Origin of the sequence: Thermosynechococcus sp. GLH187, from assembly GCF_031583395.1 — a bacterium.
In the GTDB taxonomy this organism is placed as follows: domain Bacteria; phylum Cyanobacteriota; class Cyanobacteriia; order Thermosynechococcales; family Thermosynechococcaceae; genus Thermosynechococcus.
On sequence record NZ_CP134175.1, the window covers coordinates 569,403 to 585,396 of the forward strand.

The 15,994-nt window shown below is 53.7% G+C and carries 18 protein-coding genes and 1 pseudogene; 10 read left to right on the forward strand and 9 right to left on the reverse strand.

Annotated features, from left to right (window positions below):
• Positions 1 to 356: 356 nt before the first annotated feature.
• From gyrA to RHI63_RS02580, 4 genes are all read left to right on the forward strand, one after another.
• Complete coding sequence (gene gyrA / locus RHI63_RS02565; RefSeq protein ID WP_225901627.1) at positions 357 to 2,918, forward strand: DNA gyrase subunit A; 2,562 nt, start codon at positions 357 to 359, stop codon at positions 2,916 to 2,918.
• On the forward strand, positions 2,915 to 3,904 hold the full coding sequence (gene hpnA, locus RHI63_RS02570) for a hopanoid-associated sugar epimerase (protein ID WP_310801408.1): 990 nt from the start codon (positions 2,915 to 2,917) through the stop codon (positions 3,902 to 3,904). The genes gyrA and hpnA overlap by 4 nt, the downstream gene beginning before the upstream one ends.
• Positions 3,905 to 3,954: 50 nt before the next feature.
• Positions 3,955 to 5,037 carry a class I SAM-dependent methyltransferase gene (locus tag RHI63_RS02575; RefSeq protein WP_310821790.1) on the forward strand — a complete coding sequence of 361 codons (1,083 nt, stop codon included), beginning with the start codon at positions 3,955 to 3,957 and terminating at the stop codon, positions 5,035 to 5,037.
• Positions 5,038 to 5,157: 120 nt separating this feature from the next.
• Entirely contained in the window at positions 5,158 to 5,607 is a 450-nt protein-coding gene (locus RHI63_RS02580) for a hemerythrin family protein (protein ID WP_310821792.1), read from the forward strand.
• Positions 5,608 to 5,616: 9 nt separating this feature from the next.
• Here RHI63_RS02580 and RHI63_RS02585 read toward each other — a convergent pair whose 3' ends face one another.
• The 7 genes and pseudogenes from RHI63_RS02585 to RHI63_RS02615 all read right to left on the reverse strand — a co-directional run.
• Positions 5,617 to 7,353, reverse strand: a complete 1,737-nt coding sequence (locus RHI63_RS02585; RefSeq protein WP_310821793.1) for a diflavin flavoprotein — start codon at positions 7,351 to 7,353, stop codon at positions 5,617 to 5,619.
• 141 nt (positions 7,354 to 7,494) lie between these two features.
• A complete protein-coding gene (locus RHI63_RS02590) occupies positions 7,495 to 7,791 on the reverse strand; it encodes a hypothetical protein (protein ID WP_206200949.1) in 297 nt (98 codons plus the stop codon).
• 114 nt (positions 7,792 to 7,905) lie between these two features.
• Positions 7,906 to 8,775 (reverse strand): DNA adenine methylase, encoded by an 870-nt coding sequence (locus RHI63_RS02595; protein ID WP_206200950.1) that lies wholly within the window; start codon positions 8,773 to 8,775, stop codon positions 7,906 to 7,908.
• Complete coding sequence (locus RHI63_RS02600; protein ID WP_206201587.1) at positions 8,775 to 9,068, reverse strand: YggT family protein; 294 nt, start codon at positions 9,066 to 9,068, stop codon at positions 8,775 to 8,777. Before RHI63_RS02600 ends, RHI63_RS02595 begins: the two co-directional genes overlap by 1 nt.
• A 27-nt stretch (positions 9,069 to 9,095) precedes the next feature.
• Positions 9,096 to 9,419, reverse strand: a complete 324-nt coding sequence (locus RHI63_RS02605; RefSeq protein ID WP_310821794.1) for a metal-sensing transcriptional repressor — start codon at positions 9,417 to 9,419, stop codon at positions 9,096 to 9,098.
• A gap of 67 nt (positions 9,420 to 9,486) precedes the next feature.
• Positions 9,487 to 9,630, reverse strand: a complete 144-nt coding sequence (locus RHI63_RS02610; protein WP_206200952.1) for a hypothetical protein — start codon at positions 9,628 to 9,630, stop codon at positions 9,487 to 9,489.
• 29 nt (positions 9,631 to 9,659) lie between these two features.
• Positions 9,660 to 9,977 (reverse strand): annotated as a pseudogene (locus RHI63_RS02615) (helix-turn-helix domain-containing protein); the annotation flags it as partial.
• A 323-nt stretch (positions 9,978 to 10,300) separates the two neighbouring features.
• Between RHI63_RS02615 and RHI63_RS02620 the strand changes: the two are divergent.
• The gene (locus RHI63_RS02620; protein WP_206200953.1) at positions 10,301 to 10,756 is read left to right on the forward strand and encodes a hypothetical protein; all 456 of its coding nucleotides are present in this window, start codon (positions 10,301 to 10,303) and stop codon (positions 10,754 to 10,756) included.
• Here the strand turns inward: RHI63_RS02620 and holA are convergent.
• Positions 10,693 to 11,700 carry a DNA polymerase III subunit delta gene (gene holA / locus RHI63_RS02625; protein ID WP_310821796.1) on the reverse strand — a complete coding sequence of 336 codons (1,008 nt, stop codon included), beginning with the start codon at positions 11,698 to 11,700 and terminating at the stop codon, positions 10,693 to 10,695. The two genes, RHI63_RS02620 and holA, sit on opposite strands and share 64 nt — an antisense overlap.
• Positions 11,701 to 11,760: 60 nt before the next feature.
• On the opposite strand from holA, the gene RHI63_RS02630 reads away from it, so the two are divergent.
• From RHI63_RS02630 to RHI63_RS02645, 4 genes are read left to right on the forward strand one after another with little or no spacing between them, the layout of a single operon-like run.
• A complete protein-coding gene (locus RHI63_RS02630) occupies positions 11,761 to 12,207 on the forward strand; it encodes an LptA/OstA family protein (RefSeq protein ID WP_302677271.1) in 447 nt (148 codons plus the stop codon).
• Positions 12,167 to 12,955 carry an LPS export ABC transporter ATP-binding protein gene (gene lptB, locus RHI63_RS02635; RefSeq protein ID WP_310821797.1) on the forward strand — a complete coding sequence of 263 codons (789 nt, stop codon included), beginning with the start codon at positions 12,167 to 12,169 and terminating at the stop codon, positions 12,953 to 12,955. Before RHI63_RS02630 ends, lptB begins: the two co-directional genes overlap by 41 nt.
• Positions 12,956 to 12,957: 2 nt before the next feature.
• Positions 12,958 to 14,094 (forward strand): LptF/LptG family permease, encoded by a 1,137-nt coding sequence (locus tag RHI63_RS02640; RefSeq protein WP_310821798.1) that lies wholly within the window; start codon positions 12,958 to 12,960, stop codon positions 14,092 to 14,094.
• A gap of 35 nt (positions 14,095 to 14,129) precedes the next feature.
• Positions 14,130 to 15,191: a 3-deoxy-7-phosphoheptulonate synthase gene (locus RHI63_RS02645; protein ID WP_206200957.1), complete on the forward strand. Its 1,062-nt coding sequence runs from the start codon at positions 14,130 to 14,132 to the stop codon at positions 15,189 to 15,191.
• Positions 15,192 to 15,218: 27 nt separating this feature from the next.
• Here RHI63_RS02645 and RHI63_RS02650 read toward each other — a convergent pair whose 3' ends face one another.
• A complete protein-coding gene (locus RHI63_RS02650; RefSeq protein ID WP_206200958.1) occupies positions 15,219 to 15,557 on the reverse strand; it encodes an STAS domain-containing protein in 339 nt (112 codons plus the stop codon).
• A 201-nt stretch (positions 15,558 to 15,758) separates the two neighbouring features.
• Between RHI63_RS02650 and RHI63_RS02655 the strand changes: the two genes are divergently transcribed.
• The gene (locus tag RHI63_RS02655) at positions 15,759 to 15,989 is read left to right on the forward strand and encodes a photosystem I reaction center subunit IV (protein ID WP_011057407.1); all 231 of its coding nucleotides are present in this window, start codon (positions 15,759 to 15,761) and stop codon (positions 15,987 to 15,989) included.
• Positions 15,990 to 15,994 lie beyond the last annotated feature (5 nt).

Here is a 15,994-nt window from a genome sequence, read left to right on the forward strand (position 1 = left end):
GAGGGGTCTAACGTTGTCTTGACAACAGCAACCAGCTCTAGGGACTGAAAAACGCCACGACTCGAAGGGAGGAGCCAAGGCGACAGTATACAGAGATTAGAGAGTGCTGGTGATGGAGCAACGTATAGGGTCTTTCGCTATTATAGGGGCTTCGCTTGGATCCAGAAACGCCAAAGCAAGAGATTGTTAAGGTTTGGCCATAGGAGCCGGCAAACCAGCGATCGCTGAGGCTGACTTGAGGGCTAGAACGCCGCAGCAGAGAGGGGTTAAGGTTGGCGTTCAGGCTGGCGTGATATCATTAAATTTTCCAACTGAACAACAAGGCTTCCCGATTAATTGCTTGGTAAAACACGCCCATGAGCTTTGCTGCTGATTCTTCTCGGATCATTCCCACTGAGTTGCGGGACGAAATTTCGCGCTCATACCTTGAATATGCCATGAGCGTCATTGTTGGGCGTGCCCTTCCCGATGCCCGCGATGGTCTCAAACCCGTACACCGCCGCATCCTTTATGCCATGCATGAGTTGGGGCTGACCAGCGATCGCCCCTTCCGCAAATGTGCCCGTGTGGTGGGGGAAGTGCTAGGGAAATATCACCCCCACGGCGATTCAGCGGTCTATGATGCCCTCGTGCGGATGGCGCAGGACTTTTCTATGCGTCACCCCCTCATTGATGGCCATGGCAACTTTGGCTCGATTGACAATGATCCGCCGGCCGCGATGCGCTACACCGAGTGTCGGCTGCAAGCCCTAGCCACAGAAGCCCTCTTGCAGGACATCGAGCAGGAAACCGTTGACTTTGTTGATAACTTTGACGGCTCGCAGCAGGAACCCCTAGTTTTACCGGCGCGGATTCCCCAGTTGCTGCTCAATGGCACCTCCGGCATTGCCGTGGGGATGGCGACGAATATCCCACCCCATAATTTGGGAGAACTGGTGGATGGGCTGGTGGCCTTAATTCATAACCCCCAGATTAGCGATCGCGAGCTAATGCGCTACATTCCGGGGCCAGATTTTCCCACTGGGGGGCATATCCTCGGCCAAGGGGGCATTGAAGAGGCCTATACCACCGGTCGCGGCTCGATGACGCTGCGGGCAGTGGCCACGATTGAAACCCTTGAAGCACCGGGTCGCCAACCCCGCGAGGCGATTATCGTGACGGAGTTGCCCTACCAAACCAACAAGGCAGCGCTGATGGAAAAAATTGCCGAGTTGGTCAACGAGAAAAAAATTGAGGGCATTGCCGATCTGCGGGACGAAAGCGATCGCGATGGCATTCGGGTGGTGATTGAGCTAAAGCGGGATGCCTACCCACGGGTGGTACTCAACAATCTCTACAAGCAAACCCCCCTACAGGTGAATTTTGGTGCCAATATGCTGGCGATCGTCAACGGCGAGCCGCAATTGCTGACCCTCAAACGCAGTTTAGAGGTGTTCCTTAGTTTCCGTGAAGCGGCGATCGCCCGCCGTACCCGCTATGCCCTGCGCAAGGCTGAAGAACGGGATCACCTGCTCCAAGGGTTGCTGGTGGCGCTGGCCAATCTCGATGCCGTGATTCAACTCATTCGCAGTGCGAGTGACACGACCCTTGCTCGTCAGCAATTGATGCAAACCTATGCCCTCAGTGAAGCCCAAGCCGATGCCATTTTGCAGATGCAACTGCGGCGCCTCACGGCCTTAGAGGCGGAAAAAATTGAGCGGGAGCACGCAGACCTTCAGCGGCAAATAGCCGATTATCGCGATATTTTGGCCAATCGCCAGCGGGTACTGGAGATTATTGAAAAAGAAGTCACCGACCTCAAGGCCAAGTTTGCCACGCCCCGCCGATCGCTGATTGTGCAAGCGGATGGCGAGATTAGCGACACCGATTTAATTGCCAACGATAAATCCGTCATTCTCGTTACCCAGCAGGGCTACATCAAGCGGATGCCCGTGGATACCTTTGAAGCCCAAAGTCGCGATGGGCGGGGACGCAAAGGGGCAGAGATTAAAGAGGATGATGCCGTTGAGCACTTCTTTAGCTGTAATGATCACGATCGCATTCTTTTCTTTAGCGATCGCGGTTTAGTCTATGCCTTGCCCGCCTACCAAATTCCCAGTGGCTCGCGCCAAGCCCGCGGCACCCCCATTGTCCAACTGCTGCCCATTCCCCGCGAGGAAAAAATTACCTCCGTCATTGCCGTCCAAGAGTTTAGTGAAGATGAGTATCTGGTGATGCTCACCCGCAAGGGCTTCATTAAGAAAACGGCACTAGCGGCCTTTAGTAATATCCGCACCAATGGCCTGATTGCCATTTCCCTTGAAGAGGGGGATCAACTGCGGTGGGTGCGGCGTACCCGCGAAGAGGACACCATTATCATCGGCTCGCGGCAGGGCATGGCCATTCATTTTCGCGCCAGTCACGATCAACTGCGCCCCCTTGGCCGTGCCACGCGGGGGGTCAAATCCATGAGCCTGCGGCCGGGGGATGAACTAGTGGGGATGGATATTCTGCCGGCGGCGATCGCCAACCGTTTTGCTACCCCCCCGGAGGATGACAGTGCCGAGATGGAAGACGCTGAGGAGACGGTGGCGCACAGTGAAGGCCCTTGGGTACTGGTCATCACCACCAATGGCTACGGCAAGCGGGTACCCGTGCAACAGTTTCGGCTGCAAAACCGCGCCGGCATGGGCATTACCGCCACCAAATTCAAAGCCAAAAGTAACGAGGATCAACTGGCGGCTCTGCGGATTGTCAATGCCGAGGATGAATTGATGATTGTCACCAGTCGCGGCATCATTATTCGCCAAAAGGTGATGGATATTTCCTCGCAGTCGCGATCGGCCACGGGCGTCCGTCTGCAACGCCTAGATGAGGATGATGTGATTGTCACGGCAGCCGTCTTGCCCCCCGGTAGCATGGAGGCCGAGGAAGATTGAGCACCACCGCCTTTCTCACGGGTGCCAGTGGCTTTGTCGGTACCCATGTGGCACAAGTCCTTGCCGAGAGGGGGTATCGTGTCCGTGCCCTTGTGCGCCAACCGCAGCAGGCTGCCCATCTCAGGGCGTGGGATGTGGCGTTGGTGCAGGGGGATCTCCGCACCAGTGACTTAGTGCCCTTGATGCAAGGGTGCCAAGTGCTCTTCCATGTTGCCGCCCATTACAGTCTGTGGCGGCGCGATCGCCCCCTCCTCTATGCCGTCAATGTAGAGGGCACCCGTCGCATCTTAGCTGCTGCCCGTGAGGCTGGCATTGAGCGCACCGTTTACACCAGTTCCGTGGCCGCCATTGGTGTGGATCCCAGTGGCCAACCCACCACCGAAGCCTATCAAAGCCCCCCTGAAAAGCTGATTAGCGAGTACAAGCGCTCCAAGTACTGGGCAGAGCAGGTGGCTCACGAGGCGATCCGCCAAGGGCAAGATATTGTCATTGTCAATCCCAGTACCCCCATTGGCCCTTGGGATGCGAAGCCCACCCCCACTGGCGAGATGATCCTGCGTTTTTTGCGGCGACAGATGCCCTTTTATGTCAACACGGGGTTGAACCTGATCCATGTGCGGGATGTGGCGATCGGTCATCTCTTAGCCTTGGAAAAGGGCAAAACCGGTGAACGCTACATCCTTGGCCACCACAACCTCACACTGGCAGAAATTCTAGGACGCCTAGCCACGATGACTGGATTGCCGCGTCCCCTTGGCGAAATTCCTGTGGTGATTCCCCTCGTAGTAGCCTGGTTCGATGAAGTGGTGCTGGGGGCTTTGGGAAAACAACCAACCATCCCCGTTGACGGAGTGCGCATGGCACAGCAAAAAATGTTTTACGATGCCCGCAAAGCCGTGGCCGAATTGGGACTGCCCCAGACGCCGATTGAGGAGGCGCTCCGAGACGCCGTGACTTGGTACCGCGAGCACGGCTACTGCCCCTAGGGTTTGCGATATAGTTGAGGAATGGAAATTATGAAGTTTAGTTAAGAACTATGCTGGTTGCGCCCTTTACCTCGCAGTTGCCGCTTGTGGAAGAGACGCTTCATCGTGCCTACCAAGCCCTGCAATGGGGGAAAAATGTCTTTGCCATTGCCCACAAAACCCTGAGTAGCCGTCTTCTAAATACCGTTTTTCCCACCGAACCGCGGACGCAACCCCTGAGCCCTGAGTTACAAGCTTGGCTAAAAGAACGCTACGACGCCCTACTGGAGCAAGATTGGCAAGACGCTGCCGCGGGCTTCTACCCCCCTACCCTGCTGTTTGATGCGCCTTGGGAAGAATTCTTGCGCTTTTATCCTGTGCTCTGCCTTGACTTACTGCAAATGTGGCAGCGGGCGCGATCGCGCCAATTTCAGGAATTTGCTAAAGACGTGCGCCTTGAAGACTATCCGCAGTATTATCGCCAAAACTTCCACTACCAAACCGACGGCTACCTCAGTGAGACCTCGGCCAACCTCTACGATGTTCAAGTGGAACTGCTCTTTGGCGGTACGGCAGATGCGATGCGGCGGCGCGTGATTGCTCCCATTGCCCAACATTTCGCCACTCATCCTCCTACGCCACCTGTACGCATTCTCGATGTTGCCTGTGGCACTGGTCGCACCCTAAAACAACTGCGCTATGGCTTCCCGGCGGCAGCACTCTTTGGCATTGATCTATCGCCCACCTATTTGCGCAAGGCCAACTCACTTCTTGCTACCCAGACCGGGGATTTGCCACAACTCATTCAAGGGAATGCCGAGACCCTACCCTACGTGGACAACTACTTTAGTGCCATCACCTGTGTCTTTCTCTTCCATGAACTGCCCGCCCCAGTGCGCCAAAACGTGATCAATGAATGCGCCCGCGTTCTCCAGCCGGGGGGTGTCTTTGTCATCTGTGACTCGATTCAAGCCCTGGATTCCCCAGAGCAGCGCCCGATGATGGAAAACTTTGCCAACCTTTTCCACGAACCCTTTTACCGCAACTACATTGAAGATGATCTCAACATCCGCTTAGAAAAAGCAGGCCTAGTGGTCAAAGAGGTGCAGCACCACTTTATGAGTAAGTATTGGGTGGCCGTTAAGGCTTCTTAGCCCAAAGGTACCAGTCCGCTACACTTTGTAACGGTGCCCACCTCCTGCGATGCGGGGCTGCTAGGCTGAACACAGTACGTCAAAATGTCTTTTCCCTGTGGCAGTCTGGAGGGTTAATTGATGGATGGGCTGGCATGGCAAGTGGCGTTTGTCTCTGGCTTGGCGGAAATCGATCAGGAACATCAGGCACTGCTGGCGATGTTACAGCAGTTACGCTCGGCGATCGCTGAGGGAGCAACCTTTTCGCAAGTGAAGCCGCAATTACTAGAGTGCGCCAGCGAAACAGAACGCCACTTCCAGCACGAAGAAACTCTGATGGCTGCTGCCAACCATCCCCTCTATCTCTCCCACCGTGCGGCTCACCAAAATCTGCTACGGGATTTGAGTGGGGTGCTTGAGGAGGTGCAGGGTCATCCTGAAAAGCTGACGCCAGAGACGATTGAGGCGATTGGTGCCCTAGTCGTGCGCCATATTCGCGAAGAAGATCTGCCAATGCTCTACCTGCTCACCCATCCCGAGGAGCTAGCACAGCAACAAGCGGCTGAGTTGACGGCGGAAACTACCTTTTAGATCTCGGGACTAACCACTGGTTTTGCGATGTTGAATGGCCGTTAAGCCACTGCTTTGCAGCAACTCACCACTCTCGACCACGGCGTAGATCAGCGAGTGGTTGCCACAGTTCATGCGGGACTCTACCGTACATTCCAAATAGGCAAGGGCATCGAGCAAAATGGGGGCACCACTCTCAGCGCTTTTGAGGCCAAGGGTGGCTAATTGTTGCTCACCAAGGCGTTGCGCCTGCTGAAATTGGCGAACGAGGGGACTGCCTTCCTTGAGAATATTCAAGACAAAGCGATCGCCCACCAAGCAGAGGCTTTCTGCCCATTCCTGCGGCAAGGACACTGTGATACCGGGGGGATTAAACGAGGCTTGGGAGACCGACGACACCAAAATCGCTGCCGCTTGGGTGAGGTGAAAACACCCTTCCGGTAGGGTGGTCAGAACACACAGGGAACCCACGACCCGGTTCATGGCTTGTTCGGTGCGATCCACCTGTGCCTCGACGAGACTGGGGGGGCGGACGGTGCGACTCTTGCGCAGTTTCTTCAGGGCTTGGGCAAACTCGTTGGCAGCAATTTGGCATTTTTCAAGATCGCTCGCCGTGGGAGTAAACTTCACCCGCAGCGTTTCAAAGCCAAGGGTATAACCAGCATCAAGCAACTTTTGCTCAATGTCATCAATGGCCTCACCACTCCAGCCGTAGGAGCCAAAGACCCCCGCCAGCTTGGTTTTGCTGCCCTCCGCCAAAATAAACCCCAAGGCGGTCTGCACCTGTGTCGGCATGTGTCCCCCTAGGGTGGGCGAGCCAATAATAAAGCCATCGCTACTGTGGATCAGGGCTTGCATTTCTGCTGGGGGTGTGGTTTCACAGTTAATGGCCTCCACTTGAACGCCGGCTGCGGTTAAGCCTTGGGCGATCGCGTTGGCTAGAATTGCTGTATTGCCATAGGCAGAGGCATAGAAAAGTGCCACCTTGGTGTCCTGTTCCGTTTGGGCTTGGCACCAGTCGCGATAGTCCTGAAAGAGGCGGCTACGGCTAAACTTGACGATCGGGCCGTGGGCGGGGGCATAGAGGCGCGGTGGCGGTGTCAGTTCTGCCAAGCGATCCAAAATGCTTTCCACTTGGCGGGTTTGCGCCGCATGCAAACATTCAAAGTAGTAGGCACGATCCGCATCGAGCTTTTTCCACTGCTCATCGTAGAGGCTATCGCCACAGACATGGGCACCAAAGAGCTTATCGGTAAACACAATTTGATTCTGAGGATCAACGGTAATCAAGCCATCGGGCCAGCGGGGCGTAGCAGCAGCAATAAACTCCAGTTGGCGATCGCCCCCTAACTCTAGGGGTGTTTCCGCACGGGGAATCCAGAGATTCAATTGCTCGCCAAGGGTGGAGCGCAAGGTTACTGCCCCTGCCTTAGAGCAGACGATAATGATCTGGGGCGCTTTTTCCAGCAAAACCTTGACGGTCGCCAGACGGTTGGAGTTGACATGACTGAGAATCAGGTACCGCAGTTGACTCAGATCAATGTGCTGCTGGAGTTCCTGCAAATAAATTTGGGTAAAGGATTCCCCTGGCGGATCCAGCAGGGCGGGTTGGGGTGCTCGGATCAGGTAGGAATTGGAGGTGGTTCCCTGCTGACGGCCGTACTCCACTTCAAACTTCAGCCGATCCCAAGTGCGCGATCGCAAGACCAAAACCCCGGGCGCAATTTCTGCGACTTGAACATCACGGGGACGAGTTTCCGTGAGCATTGGACACCTCCTGAAAACCTATCTGCGGTACTGCTATCGAAAATATCGAAATAGCACTGCCACTATAACGTAGTTTAATCGCCTAGGGAATTACCAGTAAAATTTTTATTCTTGATCATTGATGTTTTATTTGATCATTTTTCAAATCGCAGGGTTATTAAGAAGGCTATTAAGTAATTGGAATTCAAGAAATTGGTTAACGCTTAAAAACTTTAATAATTTTTTTAATCTTATCAAATAAAGAGATTCAATATTATGGTTTTTAATCTTTGTTTTTATATTTGCTTTATAATACCAATTCAATTTGAAGATAGGGTTAATAAAGGCTGTGTAATGAATGACCAGCCCGTCAAAGAACGAATCACTGCCGTCGTCAGTTGTAACAATACAGCTTGCAGGTTTTGACGCAGGGCTTCCAGCGCCTCGAACGACTGCCATGCTCATGCTGCTCCATGGGATTGACCTTGGGGGCAAACACAGGCACAACATTCCGTGGCTTCTTGAGTGATATTCATGAATTTTTGAGTATAGCTTATCCCTCTTAAAAATATCTCACTCCCTTTCGAAATAGCCATAGGTGACAACCAGCAGCTCGCTAATCTTACCGCGTTTGTGGCGATTGGAGTTGATCACACGGCTGGCCTTGAGTTCAATACAGCGCCAAGAGCGATACAGGTGCAGCATGGGTTCAACCCAAGCATTGCTAAGCATGACGTAGCATCCCCGTTGAGCCAACTCAGCGACAACGTTGGCCAGGGCAATCTGTTCTGCCTCGCCAAAGGGCTGATCAGTGTAACTGGTGAAGCTGGCTGTTTTAGAAAGAGGATAGTAAGGTGGATCAAAGTAGATAAAATCCCCCGCCGTTGCCCAAGTTAAGACCTCTTGAAAATCCGCCACACTCAATGTCACCTTTTGCAGAGCAAGGCTCGCTTGGCGCAGAGCCTCTGGATCAAAAATTTGGGGATTGCGATAACGACCCATGGGAACGTTGAACTGCCCGGCACGATTAACACGATAGAGGCCGTTAAAACAGGTTTTGTTCAGATAGATGAAGCGAGCTGCTCGCGTGAGGGGATCAAGTTGCTGCTGATCTAAGCTACGAATGTGGTAGTAAAAAGCTTCGCTGTGCTGTTGGCGATATGCCGTGAGTTCTTGAATTAAGTCCTCCACGCGATCGCGCACAATTTGGTAGCAGTTCATTAGTTCAGGGTTGCGATCGCTCAACCGCACCTGCTGAAACTGAAATTCCCCCTGTTGGGCTTGGCCAAAGAGATACCAGTAGAGCGCTGCACTGCCACAAAACGGCTCAGCATAACAGCGACATTGATGGGGTAAATAGGGAGCCATTTGGCTCAACAATTGCGACTTGCCCCCCGCCCACTTGAGAAATGGCTTCGGGCTGAGGATTGTTGTTGTCCCCACTAGACCGGTGGAAACAGGATGAACAACAGTCCCTGCTGCCCCACGAGCAATTCCCGTAGGAGCGTGACAATGCCCACCCAGATAATGGGACTAATATCCACTCCCCCAAGGGGCGGCACAACGCGGCGAGTTGGTGCCAGCACAGGCTCTGAAAGCCAGTAAATCACTTTCAATGGCCCTTGGGTGAGGTTAATCTGGGGGTACCACGTGAGGACAATCCGCACCAGAAAGATCAGGGTAAAAATGGCGAGGATGATTCCCAGTACCCAATTGATGACAACAACCACAGGCATTGGCATCGCTTACACTATCCCAAATCATTATTCCAAAAAATGATCAAGGGCAGCTTTAAGTTCTGCGAGTTCCTGATCAATGCGTCCCTCTTGAGCGGCACGAGTCACACATTCATTCAAATGCTCATCGAGAATCAGCCGTGCCACCCGATCCAACGCTCCCCGCACTGCGGCAATTTGAATCAGTACCTCTGGGCAAGGGCGACTATCCTGCACCATCGTTTTGATACCACGCACGTGCCCTTCAATGCGCGAGAGCCGATTAACGATCGCCCGCAGCGATTCCTCACTGTGATGATGGGGATGGGAATGCAGGGAAGGAGAAGAATGGGAATGGAATTCAGTGCCCACGGCAAATAGTCCTAAACAATCAGTACAACAATCAACCTATTCAACAGAATATTCAACAGATTAGGAACTAGGGTTGTGTTGCTCCCTGTTGAAAATAATTTCTTAAATTCACTAAGCGTTGGCGATTCATAGCCGCCGGTTGTTGGCGCTGAGCAGGGCTGAGAACTTGTTGGACTTCTAAAGCAGCCGCAAAATGTGTTCGTTGCAGCATCTCCCGTAAGCTCATCACCAATGCCGCCGCTCAAACGCTTGGTCTAGCCGCTTCAAGACTTGCTGCAATGCTTGGGCGTTAACCGACGCTAAATCAGGGTTGAACTGCTTTGCTTCAGTCAATCGTTGGCACTGCACGTTGAAGCTGGGGTAAGGGGCATCCGCTGGGATGATGTACTCGCTACGCACAGAGCAGGCATTGACTGGACATTTGCGCGAAGCAATCCAGTCTTTGCGTTCCCTCAGCGGATCATTCCAAACTTGGCGACACACGTCTAGATCGTGGTCGATCTGCTTGGCCTGCTGCTGGGTTAGTTTGAGTTTGTACTCGTACGTCAGGGTGAGCATGAGTGCATTATAGCGATTAGTCACGCCCGATGTTCGGTGCTAGCTCAATATATCCAGCAACAAGCTGAGATTGAGTGGCTGCTCCCTGCGGTCGCCCGCCGCCTCACCACCACCTAACCGCTTTGCGGTATAGACGGAGCACTGCGGCGAATTTTGGTAGCAAACTTGCTAGCTGCGCTTGGTTTTGGCCATGAATGTGACGGCTCTTTCCTAAATTTTCAAGTGGGCGTTTGCCTTGGGCGTCACTCCCGTAACTGTTGTCCCTAGGAAAGTCGTGATAGTATCGGGACACATCCCCCGCAGGATTCAGTGGACGAACCAACGTGACAGAACCAATTTTTTGGTTGGCGGTGTCACTGGTATTAGTGGCCGTATGCTTGGCAGCCGTTCTGGTTGCTGCGATTCCGGCGTTTATGGAATTGGCACGGGCGGCGCGCAGTGCCGAAAAGCTCTTTGATACCTTGGGGCGTGAATTGCCCCCTACCCTAGAAGCAATTCGCTTGACGGGTCTAGAGATTAGCGATCTCACCGACGACATTAGCCAAGGGGTAGAAAGTGCAGGCAATGTCGTCAAGCAGGTGGATCAAGGAATTGCAGCGGCAAAACGCCAAGTTCAAGAGGCGAAAGTGACCACCCGTAGTGTTTTTGCCGGGGTAAAAGCCGCATGGCAAACGTGGAATCGTCCCAGTCGCAAACCTTCGCGGTTGCCGCCGAGTCAATTGTCACCGCCGCCCGAGCGATCGCCCCAAGAACGCCGTGAGCAGGCCAAGGAAAGCTGAATCATCCCTTGGCGTAGAGTCGCCACTGGCTCAGCCCCTAGCTTGAGTTGATACTCCGTGGTTAAGAGAATCTGCAAACAGGCTTGAAGGGCCGGCAAAGCAACAGCGTTCACTTCTTTTTGCAGGAAATAGACCCGTTTCGGATTTCCCACTTCGGCGAGCTTGGCAATGCGTTGATGGTCGCGCTCATGGCTGAGCAACTTGACCCACAACCAGGTGCGAAATTGTTTCGTCAGGGTGGCCAAAAGGCGCAAGGGGGGTTCATTTTGGAGTAGCAAGTCCTCCAGTTGGCTCAGGGCAGTGGCTGTGTCTCCCCGCAGCAGCGTACTGGCAAGGGTGAGGCTACTTTGTTGGGTGGCATGAACAAGGGTGGTGATGTCTTCAGCGGTAAGGGGGCGATCGCCCGCAAACAAGGCCAATTTTTCTAATTCATTGTGGAGTTGGCGACTGTCATTGCCCACGGCTTCGGCAAGGAGTTGTATTCCTTCTGGGGGCAGGCGAACTGGATAGTGTTGAGCTACCTCACGGATTTGCTGTTCAATCTCAGCGGTTTTCCAAGCGGCAATCGGACTAAATTCCTGAATCGTGCCATGCTGTTGCAGCAGCTTGACGGCTTTACTGCGGCTGTCGGGCTTTTGGCGACTGGTAAGAAGAAAATGACAGTTCGGGGGAATTTGTGGCAAGGTGAGTTCTAAATCTGCGAGTAGTTCCGCACTACAGCGTTGACCTAGCGTTGTATTCACTAGCCACACCAAGCGATCGCCTTCTCCAAAGGGCGGCGTCATCACCTGCGCCAACGCGGCTTGAACGGCCTCAGCATCCTCCCCAGCAAATTTCTCGAAGTTAAAACTCTCCCACAGGGGATCGACCACTTGTTGCCGTAGGTCTTTCACGGCCTGCTCGAGTCGGAATTGATCCTCCCCCCAATAGAAGTAAACGGGCATGATGCGGAAATTTTCCCTTATCCACTAGGATAAAGACATTGTGGCGGAGACTTTAAGGAAATGTTGCACTCTTGTTCCCGATGGCCATCCCGCCTTTTGGCGCTGGGTACACTGGGGGTAGGGTTAGCAATCGCTCCCCTCTTCTGGCAGCCCGCAGACTCCCAAGAAACGCCTTCCCAAGCACTTACCATTTTGGCCGATGTGCAGCAGGCGAATGCCGTCACAGGCGTGATCACGGCACGGGGCAATGTGCAACTGCGTTATCCCGCCCGCCAAATTCAGGCCACGGCGGCACAAGCACAATACTTTAGCCGGGAGGGGCGCATTGTCCTCAGTGGGAATGTGTATGTTTTGCAACAGGGGAACAGTCTCCGCGCTGACACCATCACATATCTTATTGAGGAAGCAAAATTTGTCGCTCTGCCCGCCCCCAGCCGCCAAGTCGAATCTATTTTAATGATCCCCGATGACCCTAACCAACAAATTCTTACACCTGTGCAGCCCTAATGGGCGGTTTGCGCTACCGACCACGCTTCGCCTAGAGGGGGTATGTAAACGGTATGGCAGTCGTTGGGTGGTGGATCACGTCAGTCTCTCGGTGGCTCGCGGAGAGGTGGTGGGTCTGCTGGGGCCTAATGGTGCAGGCAAAACCACGACGTTTTATGTGGCCACGGGGATTGAACGACCGGATGATGGCCGAGTATGGCTGGATGATGAGGATATTACCCAAGCTCCCTTACATCAGCGAGCACGGCGGGGCATTGGCTATCTGCCCCAAGAACCGAGTATCTTTCGCCAGTTGACGGTTGCTGAAAATATTCTCTTGGTTTTAGAGGAGACGGGAGTGCCGCGGCGGCAGTGGCGCGATCGCTTGGATCAACTGCTCACGGAATTCCGCCTCACCCACATTGCCCACACCCTCGGTCGACGAGTCTCAGGGGGAGAACGGCGGCGCACCGAATTAGCCCGTGCTTTGGCAGCAGGAACCCAAGGACCCAGTTTTTTACTGCTCGATGAACCCTTTGCGGGCGTGGATCCCATTGCCGTGCATGACCTCCAAGACATGATTGCCAAGCTGCGCGATCGCCAAATGGGCATTCTCATTACCGATCACAATGTGCGGGAAACGCTGGAAATTATTGACCGCGCCTACATTTTACGGGAAGGGCAGATTTTAGCCGCAGGGAATAGCTGGGAATTGGCACAGGATGCCAAAGTGCGGCAATACTACCTCGGTGAGGATTTTCGCTTCTAGACATGATCAGAGCACTACGGCGGATCTGGTTGCCGACCCTCCCCAAGTTAGATCAGTATCTTCTCTCGCTACTGCTGCCGGGGTTTGTTTTTGGCGTTACAATCTTTACCACTTTGGCGCTGACCGTCGGCACGATTTTTGATCTGGTGCGACAAATTGCCGATGCTCAACTGCCCCTAACGATTTTGCTGCAATTGATTGGCTATCAACTGCCTACCGTCTTGGTCTTGGTGTTTCCGATGGCGGTGTTGCTCGCGGTTGTGGGGGCGATGAGTCGGCTCTCAGAGGAGGGGGAGTGGATTGCGCTGCGCAGTGTGGGGATTTGTCTGCGCCGTGTCCTCGTCCCTGTAGTGGTTTTTGCATTGTTTGTGAGTGGGTTGACCCTTGCGCTCAATGAAATCGCCGTACCCATCGCCAAGTATGAATCGCAAAAACTCATGCGGGAGTTACTGCAACAGGAGCGTACCCTCGGCTCAGGCACCGATATTTTCTACCCTGAGTACGATCGCCAAGGAGATGTGCGGCGACTGTATTATGGGCATCGCTTTGATGGCAGCCGCATTCAGGGAATCACGGTTTTGGACTTTTCACAACCACAGGTGACTCAGGTCATTAGCGCTGAATCCGCTGAGTGGAATGTGCGTGAGAGTCGCTGGTTACTCTCTCAGGGGGTAGCCTATTTGATTAGCCACACGGGAGTCAGCCGCAATCTCTTGCAATTTGATCAACAGGAGATCCGCTTGCCGCGGCCTGCCCAATCTCAACAACTGCGGCCAACAGATGTGGATGAACTCTCGATCACCCAAGCACGCCGTGCCCTGCAACGCCTTGATCCAGCCCAAGAACCAGAACTGGTGCGTGCCCTCAAGGTTCATCTGGCTCAGGCCTATGCCCAACCCTTTTTGGCGGTGGTCTTTGCCCTTTTAGGGGTGGGGTTTGGCCTCAGTCCCTCCCAACGGCGGGGGCGTCAAGGATTTGGCATTAGTGTGGCAGTGGTGTTTGGTCAGTACGTGCTCACGTTTTTTCTCGGTGCACTGGGGACGATTGGCACCCTCTCACCCTTGGCGGCAGCGTGGTTGCCCCACGGTATTGGCTTGGTGGTGGCGATCGCCCTACTGTGGCGCGCGGATCGTAGCTAGAGAGGTATGATGAAAAAAGTGCTGATTGCTGATCCATGCCGCAAACGTTTGATCTTCACGTTGTTGAGACGCGACCCTTGTTGACGCCTGCTACCCTGCTGGCGGATTTACCGCTGACCGAATCCCAAGCCACCCTTGTGGCCACAACCCGCGATCGCATTCGTGACATTTTTAAGGGGCGCGATCGCCGACTGCTGGTCATTGTGGGGCCTTGTTCAATTCACGATGTCAAGGCAGCCTTGGAATACGGGGAAAAGTTGGCGCGGCTGCGCGATCGCCTGCGGGATAGTCTTGAAATTGTCATGCGGGTTTATTTTGAAAAACCCCGCACCTCTGTAGGCTGGAAAGGGCTGATCAACGATCCGCACCTCGATGGCAGCTATGATATCAACACCGGCTTACGCCTCGCACGGAAGCTGCTGCTGGATTTGGCCAACTTGGGGATGCCCGCCGCTACAGAATTGCTCGATCCAATCATTCCCCAGTACATTGCTGACGTTGTGAGTTGGACCGCCATTGGTGCTCGTACGACGGAAAGCCAAACCCACCGTCAAATGGCGTCGGGTCTCTCGATGCCCGTAGGCTTCAAAAATGGCACCGATGGTCACTTAGATTCCGCAATTAATGCCATGATCGCGGCACAGCAGTCACACCATTTTCTGGGAATTAATGCTGAAGGCCGTGCCAGTATTGTTGCCACCACTGGGAATCCCGATACTCACCTTGTACTGCGCGGCGGCAAAGAGGGCCCTAACTATTCTGCCGCTCACATCGAAATGGCGGCTGCCCTCCTAGAGCGTAAGGGACTCACCCCCCGCCTGATGGTGGATTGTAGCCATGCCAACGCTGCCAAAGATGCCCAACGCCAAGTGCTAGTGTGTGAAAATCTTGCCCAGCAGGTACAGCAAGGTTCCCGTTATTTGGCGGGTGTGATGATCGAGAGCCATCTCAAGGCGGGTAATCAACCGATTCCCAAGGATCTCTCGCAATTGGTCTATGGCCAAAGTATTACCGATCCCTGCGTGGACTTTGCGACAACAGTAACGATGCTCGAACAATTGGCTAGTGCGGTGGGGTCACAACTGGTTGCCAGATAACTGAATCGCCTATTGTAGCAGGGGAAGCTAGTTACTTGCCCCTTGGGAAGGTAGATTCAATGAAAAGAACTCTTCCTCATTTTTGAGGATGTGAAAGACCTTATCCATGCTCGTGAGTTCAAAGAGCATCATCATCTGCTTGGGAATATTGCATAGGTAAAGCTGTCCCCCACCTGCCCGGACGGTTTTTAGGGCAACAACAAGAGCGCCTAAGCCAGAACTGTCAATGAAGGTGACCTCACCACAATCCAGCAATAGGGCTTGAGTCCCCCCTTGAACCAGCTCACCAATGGTTTGACGAAATTCCTGAGCTTGGGGGCCACCAAAGACCCCAGACAGCTTAATCACTTCGACAGTATTAGCCATAACAGGATGATGGAAAGGAGTTCCCCGCTAGTATACAGCCTTTTTTTCACCGAGATTCGTCACGCGACCAACCCATAACCGCCCTTTGCTGGGTTCCAGAGATGGGGTGCTCTGTGAAATTTTGTGGAGTGAGCGTAACAAGCCGTAGTAGTCATAGTAGGCTTAACTCTAGCCGTTGAGAAATTTTTAGGACGATAACTCATGGTGCAACGTGGTTCTAAAGTCAAGATTCTCCGCCCTGAATCCTACTGGTACAACGAAGTGGGCACCGTCGCCTCTGTGGATCAAACCCCCGGCGTCAAATATCCTGTGATTGTGCGCTTCGACAAAGTCAATTACACCGGCTACAGCGGCAGTGCCAGCGGTGTGAACACCAATAACTTTGCGCTGCACGAAGTGCAAGAAGTGGCTCCGCCCAAAAAAGGTAAATAGTTTCT